This is a genomic window from Paenibacillus sp. 01T442 (assembly GCF_056398345.1).
Window position 1 is genome coordinate 65,417 of record NZ_JBFTPF010000029.1, and the last position, 12,265, is coordinate 77,681.

Annotated in this window: 9 protein-coding genes and 1 riboswitch; of the genes, 8 read left to right on the forward strand and 1 reads right to left on the reverse strand. The window is 45.4% G+C overall.

Annotated elements, in window-relative coordinates:
• Positions 1 to 286: 286 nt before the first annotated feature.
• Entirely contained in the window at positions 287 to 811 is a 525-nt protein-coding gene (locus AC1DLM_RS20620) for a hypothetical protein (protein WP_477571017.1), read from the reverse strand.
• 350 nt (positions 812 to 1,161) lie between these two features.
• Positions 1,162 to 1,330: riboswitch (cyclic di-AMP (ydaO/yuaA leader) on the forward strand.
• 118 nt (positions 1,331 to 1,448) lie between these two features.
• Here AC1DLM_RS20620 and AC1DLM_RS20625 point away from each other — a divergent pair.
• From AC1DLM_RS20625 to AC1DLM_RS20660, 8 genes are all read left to right on the forward strand, one after another.
• Positions 1,449 to 1,910 carry a hypothetical protein gene (locus AC1DLM_RS20625; protein ID WP_441988779.1) on the forward strand — a complete coding sequence of 154 codons (462 nt, stop codon included), beginning with the start codon at positions 1,449 to 1,451 and terminating at the stop codon, positions 1,908 to 1,910.
• Positions 1,911 to 2,124: 214 nt separating this feature from the next.
• The gene (locus AC1DLM_RS20630) at positions 2,125 to 2,538 is read left to right on the forward strand and encodes a hypothetical protein (RefSeq protein ID WP_441988780.1); all 414 of its coding nucleotides are present in this window, start codon (positions 2,125 to 2,127) and stop codon (positions 2,536 to 2,538) included.
• 287 nt (positions 2,539 to 2,825) lie between these two features.
• Positions 2,826 to 4,496: a potassium-transporting ATPase subunit KdpA gene (gene kdpA / locus AC1DLM_RS20635; protein ID WP_441988938.1), complete on the forward strand. Its 1,671-nt coding sequence runs from the start codon at positions 2,826 to 2,828 to the stop codon at positions 4,494 to 4,496.
• 37 nt (positions 4,497 to 4,533) lie between these two features.
• A complete protein-coding gene (gene kdpB / locus AC1DLM_RS20640; RefSeq protein WP_441988781.1) occupies positions 4,534 to 6,570 on the forward strand; it encodes a potassium-transporting ATPase subunit KdpB in 2,037 nt (678 codons plus the stop codon).
• A 28-nt stretch (positions 6,571 to 6,598) separates the two neighbouring features.
• A complete protein-coding gene (kdpC, locus tag AC1DLM_RS20645; RefSeq protein ID WP_441988782.1) occupies positions 6,599 to 7,162 on the forward strand; it encodes a potassium-transporting ATPase subunit KdpC in 564 nt (187 codons plus the stop codon).
• Between the two features lie 85 nt (positions 7,163 to 7,247).
• Positions 7,248 to 9,551, forward strand: coding sequence for a histidine kinase (locus AC1DLM_RS20650; RefSeq protein ID WP_477571018.1), 2,304 nt, complete (start codon positions 7,248 to 7,250; stop codon positions 9,549 to 9,551).
• 5 nt (positions 9,552 to 9,556) lie between these two features.
• Entirely contained in the window at positions 9,557 to 11,071 is a 1,515-nt protein-coding gene (locus AC1DLM_RS20655) for a DUF4118 domain-containing protein (protein ID WP_477571019.1), read from the forward strand.
• A 40-nt stretch (positions 11,072 to 11,111) separates the two neighbouring features.
• Positions 11,112 to 11,810, forward strand: a complete 699-nt coding sequence (locus AC1DLM_RS20660; RefSeq protein WP_477571020.1) for a response regulator — start codon at positions 11,112 to 11,114, stop codon at positions 11,808 to 11,810.
• Positions 11,811 to 12,265: the final 455 nt, after the last annotated feature.

The window sequence follows — 12,265 nt, forward strand, 5'->3', positions numbered from 1 at the left end:
GCGCCTCGGGCAGTGGTGTAAGTCGATTATTTCAACTTACACTGCCTAGATTTCCACCCTCGGCACCACTAGTCCGAAAATATCGGACTAATCTCTCTACCGCTGGCAAAAAATCTACATTAGTCCGAAATCGCCGAAGTAAATCGCCCCAAACACCCCTCACACAGGGAAACAGGCGAATTAGTTCGGCAGAATCGGACTATTTACCATTTTTCAGCAGGAATACTCGGTTTAATTCGGTAGAATCGGACTAATACTGAAGATGAATAGAACAAAAGGGCAGTACTTACTTCACAGTAGTGCTGCCCTTTTTCATCAATGTTTCCATCTGATGTTCTTCACTCACCCGATTCATGAACACATGAAGCTCTCCCTCTGTTTCACATACAGCAGCATGTTCCAACCAAACAAAGAATTTCTTCTTAAGTATGGCTGAAGCATGCAAGGGGTATGTGTCCCGTGACTTGATAATATACAATCCTGAGGAAACTTCTTTCCACGGTGAATTAAAAATCGTACGGATCGATAATCGAGTCCGCGTCTCCCAATCCTGTTTTTTTTGCTTGTTTCTTATCGACTCATACATTCTCATAACAATCGGATAATCGGATGTTGGGGTCCATTTTGAAAAACCGGTTTGGATAGCGTTGTGAGTAATCTCGGACTCTTCTTTAGTAAACCAGTACCCAACAATAATAGGAAAGCGATTCTCTGCTTCTAGCCATAAGACACCGAACCATTCGTAATCTAAATCAACCGGATTCAACAAATGAGGTAGTATCCCTAAATAATATCGGGGGGAGGAAGTCATGGCAGTTCTCCTTTTTGACGTAATCTCAGAAGTCAGTAGTGAATGAATATATGATATAATTGTATGTTTGAGCCATATAAAAAGGGGGTAAAGAATGAATTGCAAACGTATAAAAATACAATAAAAATGAAATTCCTTTTCGTTTTCTCATCGTCATTGAGCTAATGGACCCTTCCTGAAAAGTGGCAAAAAAGGGAGTAAGCTGAAGCATTTCTATTGAAAATGCATGCAATTTATCATTAGTTGCGCTTTCATAAACGCCAGATGCCACAGATTGCGAAATAAGAATCTCCAGCGCATTTTACAAGCGGGAGCAAACGGCGTAACATTCGGTTCAACAACAGATCATGTTAAGCAAAACGCTGAGTTCCTGTAAGGGAAACGGGGGAACCAATAGAAGCCGATTGATACAGCATCGGTTTCTCGGGGTGAATCTAATGCAAGCGCAGCTTGCTAAGGTAGGGCACTTCCAAGCCCGAATCCGACAGCTAACCTCGTAAGCGCATTGGGAGAGAACCGCCTTCTTTTCGTGTCTTCCACAGTTCGTGTCTTCACGCTGTTCCGAAGCTCGAGAGTAGAGATTCTCTGCTCTTTGGCTTCTTTTTGTTGTTCACAAATGGAGGAGAGTGAATCTATTATGTATCCTGAACCCCTGACTCTAGTAAGAGAATCAGATGTATGTACGAAGGAATGCAAGATTACCCGCATTGAATGTTTTCAATTCGATTGTGAGCTATCAGATAAGCTGCTACCTGGGCATGGCACGGATTGTCATTGCGGTTTACTGACGATTTCAACGAATCTCGGAACATGTGGATTAGGGCAATTCGTGATTCCATGCGGCAACCTGAAAGGGGATTTTGTTCAATGGGCGTCAGTTTTCCAGAAACTCAAAGGTCTAACCCTTAAGGATGGTTTGCAGTACGTTCATCAGAAACAAGAGGCATGGGGAGAAATACGATCTCATTTAATGGCATCTGCACTAACGAATTTATCTGAAAAGCTAGAGAATTTATCAACTGCAAGTGAGCAAGAACTAATTTTTTTATCTAATCGCACTTATTTATTTGAGCATTCTGGGGCGTATATCTCTTTCTAAGAGTGACGTTTGATAGTAATGAAAGAGCACTTCTTCCACTCGGGATTCGAGTGGGAGAGGTGCTCTTTGTCTTAATTAGGATTGGCCGGTATCTGGATCGAGCAATCGAAAATAAGCAAATTTTTATGTTTTTTTTATACGAACACAACAGTTTCTTTACCCCCTTTTTATACGGAACGGCGTTACAATGATTCAGGCAAGGAGGACGGTGTGCATGCAAAGTGATTTTTTGTTGATAGCTGCGCCAACCAAGGCGGGCGAGGCCTTTATGAAACAAACAAAACTGGTTGGCCTTCCTTTTGTTGCATTGACGAACAACAAGATGGAGAGAGTCAAGTTAGAGAGTCAAGGAGTGAAGCAAATTATCCAAGTGGATACGATGGATCCAGGCGCGTCCATCATTCCTGACTATCCGATAGGGCATATCGTTCTGTTCGAGGAAAGCTTACCTCTAAGTTGCAGGTATATCCAGATATGCCGTAGTGGGACCTCCAAATCCATGTATGTCATCACGCAGAGCGTAAATCCACGATTGATTTATAAAGGTCTTGGTGCTGATTATGTCATTTATTCTAAAAATGGTGACGTCAAGTTTTTACTATCATCTCTAAAAGCAAATAAAATATAGGCTCTGTTTGATTTGAAGGAGGTGTGTCCGTGTACAACGATGTAACGATGATTTTATTATTTGCGATAACCTTTCTAGGGTTTTGGGGATTTGCTAAATATTGTGAAAAGGCTTGAGCTTAAACTTTCGAAGTCGTATTTCAAGAAAATAGGAGGCAATCATATGATTGTTATTGGACTCATTGGGTGTGCCATTATGGGTTATCTCGGTTTTGTTCTAGTAAAGCCAGAGAAATTTTAATTGTAGAATATGAACTTATGTAAGCAGGGGGAGAACCTACTATGGGTATGGGATTGTTACAAGTAGTCGTCACACTAGGGATTATCATGCTTTTGGTAAAGCCAGTGGGCAGTTACTTGGTCAAAGTGTTCGGCTATGAAAAGAGTGGCCTTGATCGTGTTTTTGGTCCGTTCGAGCGTGTATCTTATCGGATTATGGGCGTTAAAGAAGACGAAGCCATGGGTTGGAAAAAGTATGTAGGAGCTGTTCTGTTAGTTAACTTTGTCATGATGCTACTTATGTATGCTGTATTTCGGCTTCAGAAATACTTACCGCTTAACCCTGATGATATAGGTAATATGCCTCCGGCACTTGCTTTCAATACAGCCGTTTCATTCATTACGAATACGAACTGGCAAGCTTACAGCGGTGAGAATACACTTTCGTATTTGTCACAAATGGTGGGTATTACATTCCCAATGTTCACATCCGCGGCAACAGGATTTGCTATTGCCGTTGCATTTACACGCGGCTTAGTTGGCCGTCAAGATAATCTTGGGAATTTCTATGTCGATATAACAAGAGCGATCACACGTGTATTTCTACCACTAAGTTTTATTGTTGCTTTGGTTTTAGTGTTTCAAGGTGTTCCACAAACCCTACTAGGTGCCGTACAAGCTACAACCATTGAAGGTGCTGGGCAAACCATTACCCGTGGTTTAGTTGCTTCTCTGGAATCGATTAAACACATCGGTACCAACGGTGGTGGGTGGTTCGGTACGAACGCCGCGCATCCATTTGAAAATCCAACGCCTGTCTCGAATTTAATCCACATTATTTGTATGATGCTCCTGCCTACATCGCTGGTGTATGCATTCGGACTCATGATCAAGAACAAAAAGCAAGGTTGGACGATCTTTGCTGCTATGGGGATCATCTTCATCGTGATGTTATCCACGGTTTTTTACGCCGAATATAAAGGAATTACGGCAATTGATGCGATGGGTGTCCATAGCAATATGGAAGGCAAGGAAGTCCGATTCGGACCGTCCGAATCAGCTTTATTTACAGCAGTGACCACGGCAGCAACAACAGGCAGTGTCAATAATATGCATGAGTCACTTACACCACTTGGAAGCATTGTACCTTTTGCAGAAATGATGTTGAACAATGTGTTCGGAGGTAAAGGTGTAGGCTTATTAAATGGTTTACTTTACTTGATTTTATCCGTGTTTATCTGCGGGTTAATGGTAGGGCGTACGCCAGAGTTTCTAGGTAAAAAGATTGAAGGCAAGGAGATTAAGCTAGCGGCCATCGCGATTCTTATCCATCCGCTTATCATTCTCGCACCGACAGCTTGGGCGCTGATTCGTCCTGAATCTATTCATTCCATTGCCAATCAGGGCACGCATGGTCTCTCTGAAGTGCTGTATGCCTTCACGTCAGGTGCAGCTAATAATGGATCTGCCTTTGGTGGTTTGACGGCTAATACAAACTTCTACAACTTGGGTATTGGTATGGTCATGTTGTTTGGCCGTTACATTTCAATCATAGCGATGCTAGCCATTGCGGGTTCGCTTGCAACGAAGCGAGTTGTTCCTGTTACGACGGGGACACTGCGGACGAATACGCCTTTATTTATGGGAATTATGATTATGATTATTCTAGTTATTGGTGCTCTAACGTTCTTCCCGGCGCTGGCATTGGGGCCGATTGCTGAACATTTGGCGGCGCGTTAAAAGGTAGACGTAATAGAGATGGAGGATTGATTGGACTGTGGAACGTAAAAAAACATTAACTAAAGACATTATGAATCAAGCAATTGTTGATTCGTTCAAAAAATTAAATCCTTGGATCATGATCAAGAATCCGGTTATGTTCGTTGTTGAAATCGGTACGCTGATTACACTGTTGCTTTCATTAGCACCAGAGTTATTCGGCAGTTCAGAAGTAGGGAGTGATTATAATATCGCGGTATTCCTGATCTTGCTGTTCACCTTGCTATTCGCTAACTTCGCTGAGGCGTTGGCGGAAGGTCGGGGTAAGGCTCAGGCTGATTCCTTGCGAAAGACGAAATCCGATACGATGGCTCGCTTGGTTCAAAAGGATGGCTCTTATAAGCAAGTATCTTCGACTTTACTCCGTAAGGGAGATGTGGTACGCATTGAAATCGGCGAGCTGATCCCTTCAGATGGCGAAATCATTGAAGGCTTAGCCTCTATTGATGAGTCTGCGATTACAGGTGAATCCGCTCCAGTCATTAAGGAAGCAGGCGGCGATTTCTCATCCGTAACAGGGGGGACACGGGTTGCTTCAGATTATATCGTTGTCAAAGTGACCACTGATCCTGGTGAATCCTTCTTGGATCGCATGATCGCACTCGTCGAAGGTGCCAAACGGCAGAAAACACCGAACGAAATTGCGTTAACGACGCTGCTTGCTGTATTGACGCTGATCTTTTTAATCGTCATTATGACCATGGTTCCGATGGCATCGTATTTAAACGTGAAATTAGAAATTTCCACGTTGATTGCACTGCTTGTTTGTCTCATTCCAACAACCATCGGTGGTCTCTTGTCAGCGATTGGTATCGCCGGCATGGACAGAGTAACCCAGTTTAACGTACTGGCGATGTCTGGTAAGGCGGTTGAAGCTGCTGGCGATATCGATACCATGATCCTGGATAAAACGGGGACGATTACCTTCGGGAATCGGATGGCTTCCGAGTTTGTGCCAGTTGGTGGCAGATCGGCGAAAGACATTACGTTTGCTGCACTGCAAGCATCCGTGAAGGATGAAACACCAGAAGGACGCTCCATTGTTGAGCTTGCGAATAAACTTGGCGAGTCTTGGCAAGCTGATCATTACTCGGATGCAGAAGTCGTGGAGTTCACCGCAGAAACGCGGATGTCCGGGCTAGATTTAGCAGACGGTATCAAATTCCGTAAAGGTGCGGTAGATGCGATTAAGAACTACGTTATTGCGCAGGGTGGCAAAATTCCTGCTGAATTAGAAGCGATAACGAACCGAATCGCGAAAGCCGGAGGCACGCCACTCGCGGTTGCGATTAACGAGCGGATCTATGGCGTTATTTACCTCAAGGATACGGTAAAACCGGGCTTGAAGGAACGATTTGCGGAGCTTCGCGCCATGGGTATCAAAACCGTCATGTGTACAGGTGATAACCCTCTTACGGCTGCGACGATTGCACTCGAGGCCGGTGTGGATGAGTTTATTGCTGAAGCGAAGCCGGAAGATAAAATTGCGGCGATTAAGAAAGAGCAGCAAGAAGGCAAGCTCGTCGCTATGACAGGAGACGGCACGAATGACGCTCCTGCGCTTGCGCAAGCGGATGTAGGACTCGCGATGAATTCAGGGACGATGGCGGCCAAAGAGGCGGCTAACATGATCGATCTGGATTCTGATCCGACCAAGCTGCTATCTGTCATCTCCATTGGTAAACAGCTGTTAATCACTCGCGGAGCTTTGACGACGTTCTCGATCGCCAACGACATTGCCAAATACTTTGCGATCATTCCTGCGATGTTCATTCTTGCTATGCCGCAGCTGCAGGCCTTGAATATTATGAATCTGGCGTCGCCAGAATCGGCTATTTTATCCGCCTTAATTTTCAATGCCATCATCATTCCGCTGCTGATTCCCATTGCAATGAAGGGTGTGAAATACCGAGCAATGTCAGCAGATAGACTGTTGTCTCGCAATATTTTGATCTATGGTATCGGTGGTGTGGTTGTGCCATTTATCGGGATTAAAATCATTGATATGGTGCTTCACGGCTTAAACATTGTATAGAGAGAAAGAGAAACGAGGAGATCGCGTTATGAAATCGGTTATGATAGCTGTTCGTGTGTCGTTATTGTTCATGATCGTCTGTGGACTCATTTATCCGCTTGCTACGACAGGAGTGGCTCAAGTTTTATTTCCCAAACAAGCAAACGGCAGTCTCATAGAATCAGAAGGTGTCGTGATTGGATCTGAATTACTAGCGCAATCGTTCGAGTCCCCGAAGCTATTTCATCCAAGAGCTTCTGCAGCCAAGTATGATCCTACAGCATCATCTGGCTCCAATACAGTGGTAGCTTCCAGCGATTATGCAGCGACGATGGCAGCAAAAATTGCAGCCTGGAAGTTAGAAAATCCGAAACTAACGGATATCCCGGCTGATCTCGTCACAGTTTCTGGTTCCGGATTCGATCCAGACTTGTCTCCAGAGGGAGCGAAAGCCCAGGTACCAAGAATTAGTAAGGAAACGGGGATCACCGCAAACGTGCTCAATGATTTAATTGACCTCATGTCAAAAAAGAGACAGCTAGGCATTTTCGGTGAACCTAGAGTCAATGTGACTGAATTGAATATGGAACTGCTCAAACAAGTGAAATTGTGAGAAATTCTTTATCGAGCAGGCAACCACTCTCGTTTGTTGAGAGTGGTTTCTGCACATTTTAGAGGGAGAGGAGGAGGTTGCAAGTATGGACGGTTTCAAAAGAAAAACACCAGAAGAGATCCTATTATCCATCTCCAAACTGCACCGTGGCAGCTTTAAAATTTATATCGGGGCAGTCAGCGGATCTGGTAAAACCTATCATATGCTGCGAGAAGGACATAATCTCAAGGGGCAAGGGATCGATGTGGTGATATGTGCGGTATCGACACTCCAACGACCGGAAACTGTGGAACAATTAGGGGATCTGGAGCGGGTACCCAGCATTCATTGGATGAAAGACGGCGTGGAACAAAAGGATCTGAATTTGGAAGCCCTACTCGAAAGAAATCCTGAAGTCGTTCTCGTTGATGGTCTTGCTCATCACAACCGAGATGGCGCGCAATTTCCAACTAGACTAGAAGATATTAAATATTTACTCTCGCACGATATTAGCGTGATCAGTACGGTGAATGTCTATGAGTTGGAAGGGGCTATGGAGGTTGCTCATAAACTGACTGGCATTGAAGTTGGCCACTGCGTCCCCTCTGATACATTAGAGCTGGCTGATGAGGTGAGACTCATTGATGCAACGCCGGAAACGATTTTAACTCGGCTAGGTGAGGGGCATTTAAAGGGGAACAGAGATGCGGCCTTATATAAACGCGGTAATTTAGGTGTATTGCGAGAGTTGGCACTTCGCCTTGTTGCGGAGGATGTGAACGATTCTTTGGAAGCACATCGTGAACAAATGGGGTTTCAGGGGCCGTCAGGAGCAACCGAACGTATTCTGGTTACAACGCAATATCACTGGAATGGATCCATTTATGTACGCCGAGGTCAACAAATCGCGAAGCGATTGAATGGCGATCTGCATGTCGTCACGCTGCGTAAAAAGGGCAAAACGCTTACCAAAGAAGCGGCTGCATTTCGAAGGTCAATTATGAAGCTTGTAGAGAAAGTAGACGGGGAATTTGAAGAGCTCCCGATTTCTTTTCGCCGCTGCATCCCTCAGATTTTAGTTGACTATGCGAATGCCAATCATGTTACACGTATTATATTAGGGCATTCCAAACAAACGAAATGGCAAACTTTTCTGCAAGGCTCGGTTATCAATGGCGTGTTAAAAAGAACCAAAAATATCGATGTATTTCTGGTAGCCGATCGAGCTTCTCAGGAGGGAGAGCGTATTCTGCCTGCTCATATTCACACACCCAAGGAGCCTTACAAATTTAGACGTCTGAGCAAGCAGGAAGTGGAAGCGAAAATTGAAAAAATCAAACGCGGCAGATTCAAGGTTTATATTGGCGCTGCGCCTGGTGTCGGTAAAACGTACACGATGCTCCGGGAAGGTAATGATCTGCTCAAAAAGGGGATCGATGTGAAGATAGGTTTGCTTGAAACCCATGGAAGAATAGAGACGACCCAGCAAGTGGGTGATCTTGACATTGTGTCGCGAGCTGTAAACCAATATCAAGGTATTAACTTGATGGAGATGGATACAGAAGCGATCATTCGTCTGCGACCTGAGGTGGTTCTGGTTGATGAACTTGCGCATTCCAATGTACCAGGAAGTAAGAATAAGAAACGCTATGAAGATGTGCTGGAGATTCTAGAAGCGGGCATTTCGGTTATCTCGACTGTCAACGTTCAGCATTTGGAAAGTCTGAATGATGCTGTTGAGCATATTACGGGTATTCGCGTGCGGGAAACGGTACCAGATAGTATTTTACGTGCTGCAGATGAAGTACAGTTAATTGATGTTGCCCCAGAAGCGCTTCAGCTTCGTATGAGAGACGGCAAGATTTATGCGATGGTCAAAGTGGATCAGGCGCTGAACAATTTTTTTAAAACAGGGAATCTCATCGCCTTACGTGAATTAGCGCTGCGTGAAATCGCGGATGATGTTGATGAACGATTGGAATCCATGGAGCGTAAGAGCTCCCTACGTGGTCCGTGGCGGCGGAAAGAAGTCATTTACGTCTGTGTGACAGAAATTTCGCAGGCCGATCGTTTAATTCGGAGAGGGTTTCGCATTGCGCATCGGCTTAAAGCAGTATGGCATGTAAGCTTTATTGTGGCTCGGCATACGAATGACGAGTGGAAGACAAAGTTAGAGACGCTAGAGAAGCTAACCATTCGCTTGGGAGGCGAATTTTCGTATCAAGAGGTAGTGAATCGTAACCAAATTCCACGCGATTTTGCAGCAAAAGCAAAGAATGCCGGAGCTACGCAAATCATCGTTTGGAAAGACACTATCGTCAAAAAGCTTATACCGCATGCAAGCACAATGGATGTGCTTATTGTTGCTGGTTATGACTCGTGGCAAACTCCGCGAAATAGGGTAAAATAAACCATATGGAAACTCAAAAAAAAGAACATGCAAACTGGCAATCGTATGGTGTAACTGCACTTTTTATCGTCTTGTTGACGATATTTTTACAAGGTTTTAAATTTTTCTTTGATCTCGTCAATATCTCGCTTCTCTATTTATTTCCGGTTTTGTTTAGTGCTGTTCGATGGGGAAGAGGGCCCTCTTTCTTTGCTGCGGGACTAGGGGTGTTAGCTTTTGATTTCTTATTTGTTCCACCAACTCTCAGTCTAACCGTTGCTGATTTACGTTATGTCCTAACCTTTGTTGTGTTCTTGTGTGTGGCTGGTCTTACGTCAAGCCTTGCTTCAAAGCTTAGAAAGCAATTCCAACAAGCGCAGCAGAAAGAGGCGAATACCGCTGCCTTGTATGCGTTAAGTCGCAAGATTACAGCCATTTCAGACTTAGACATTTTGCTGGAGCAGATTGTTCAACATGTTTCTGATACGCTTAATGCGAAGGCTGCGATCATTTTGCCAAACCCAGAAGGTGAACAGCAGGTAGAAGCTTTTTCGAAGGATAGTGGAGAATGGGCGGACGAGGAAGCCCACCTATCTATCGCCGGATGGGTGAGTAGCAACAATACGATTGCGGGTCGAGGGACTCGCACATTAAGTGAATCATCGGATCTGCATGTCCCCTTAGCGACAGACCAGCAGGTACATGGTGTGCTTGCTGTACAAGTTGGCGATCGATTAATGTCCGATATGCCAGAGCTTATTCGGATCATTGAAGCGCTCTCGGATCTTGTGGCCGTTGCAATATCCCGGGTTAAGCTTGCGGATAAGGCCAAAGTGGCACAATTGACTGCCGAGTCGGAGAAGCTGCGTACGGCCTTGCTGGATTCACTCTCCCATGAATTGCGCACACCGCTGGCTACAATTATTGGCTCTGTCACGGGATTACTCGAGGGGGAGGACGTCTTTGGCCCAGAAGATCGGCGAGAGTTATTGTTAACGACGCGCGAGGGAGCTACTCGCATGAATCGACTTGTGGGGAATTTGCTCGGTATGGTTCGGATTGAAAGCGGAATGTTACGCTTAAATAAAATGTGGTGCGGGATCGAGGATGTTGTCGGTGTTGCCTTAACACAGTTGAAGGATGCGCTGCAGGATAGAGTCGTTAGTGTCGTTCTGGATCCGGATCTGCCATCCGTTCCACTGGATGAAGTTCTTATGGAACAAGTACTGATCAATGTGATCAGCAATGCCATTAAGTATTCGCCTGAAGGCAGCGAAATCCGTCTTAAAGCTGAAAAGGATGGCGATTGGTTGCGCCTGACAATTACAGATGAAGGAGCGGGCATTCTCCCATCTGATAGGGAACGGATATTCGAGAAATTCTATCGGGGTAGTCGTACCAAACATATTCCTGGTACAGGGCTTGGACTCGCTATCTGTAAGAGCATCGTGGAAGCGCATGGTGGTTTGATAAGCGCTGGTGCGAGGGGGGACGGCAGTCAAGGCACTGTTATCCAACTAAAATTACCTTTATCACCGTAATCGCTTGTATCACAGTTCGCTAAGAGGGACGGAATGAAACATGACAGCCACAGGGGCGAAAATTTTAGTCATTGATGATGAGGCACAAATACGGAAGTTATTGCGGGTCACTTTGACCGCACACGGGTTCGAAACGGCAGAAGCTGCAACAGGTCGGGATGGTTTGCTGCAGGCGGCGATGTTCCGTCCGGATCTCATCGTGCTAGATTTGGGCCTGCCGGATCTGACCGGCATGGAGGTGCTGGACGGCATTCGTGAGTGGTCGAATGTGCCCATCATTATTTTAACGGCGCAGGATCAAGAGCCAGACAAGGTCGCTGCCTTAGATCGCGGCGCAGACGATTATGTGACGAAGCCATTCGGCATGGGCGAATTCATGGCACGCATGCGTGTGGCTCTTCGGCATATCGCCAAAGCGCCGGATGAGCCTGTGCTGAAGCTCGGCCAGCTTGTCATTGATTTGGCCAAGCGCAGCGTAGAGCTGCATGGTGAGAAGCTGAAGCTAACGCCAACCGAGTATGACTTGCTCAAGGTGCTTGGGGTTAACGCTGGACGTGTCATGACACATAAGCAGCTGCTTAAGCAAGTGTGGGGTGGTCAGCAATATGAATCTGACAGCCAATACCTACGCGTATATGTAGGACATTTGAGAAAGAAGATCGAAACAGATCCTGCGAGACCTCAATATATATTGACGGAGCCAGGGATTGGGTATCGGTTTGCTTGGCAAGAGAATTAACGAAGTGGGCTCAAGGATAAGAGCATCCAACAGGCAAGGAAAAAGCTTCTACCCCCACGATGGCGTGGGGGTAGAAGCTTTTTAAGATTTATGTGAGGCTGTGGGTTAAGCGAAGCTTACCCCAGATTAGTGGGGCGCCACCATAATGCTGGTTGTGAGTAGAGTGGGGTTGGACGAGTAGAAGTAGTGTGCTGTGTGCTCATTTAAGTAGCTAGCTTTCAAATAAATGTAAAACATACAGCTAAAATCGCCGTATCACCTGAGATTTAGCGAATAGATGGAAAAAGTACAGCTAAAATGAGCGAGATCTCTGAAGCCCCCTAATTGGATTGGAGTCATCAATATGCAATAAGGTACAATATCGGTGAGGGGGAATGAAATGTATGAAAAGCAATATCCTTTATGATGAGCAACGCATCAAAGTAGCCCAAGAGGCTCTTAGCGGAACTAAGTTA

Coding starts and splice junctions, on each gene's coding strand:
- kdpC (WP_441988782.1), top strand. CDS start 6,599: ATGAAATCGGTTATGATAGCTGTTCGTGTGTCGTTATTGTTCATGATC.
- kdpA (WP_441988938.1), top strand. CDS start 2,826: ATGGGATTGTTACAAGTAGTCGTCACACTAGGGATTATCATGCTTTTG.
- AC1DLM_RS20620 (WP_477571017.1), bottom strand. CDS start 811: ATGACTTCCTCCCCCCGATATTATTTAGGGATACTACCTCATTTGTTG.
- AC1DLM_RS20655 (WP_477571019.1), top strand. CDS start 9,557: ATGGAAACTCAAAAAAAAGAACATGCAAACTGGCAATCGTATGGTGTA.
- AC1DLM_RS20625 (WP_441988779.1), top strand. CDS start 1,449: ATGTATCCTGAACCCCTGACTCTAGTAAGAGAATCAGATGTATGTACG.
- AC1DLM_RS20660 (WP_477571020.1), top strand. CDS start 11,112: ATGACAGCCACAGGGGCGAAAATTTTAGTCATTGATGATGAGGCACAA.
- AC1DLM_RS20630 (WP_441988780.1), top strand. CDS start 2,125: ATGCAAAGTGATTTTTTGTTGATAGCTGCGCCAACCAAGGCGGGCGAG.
- AC1DLM_RS20650 (WP_477571018.1), top strand. CDS start 7,248: ATGGACGGTTTCAAAAGAAAAACACCAGAAGAGATCCTATTATCCATC.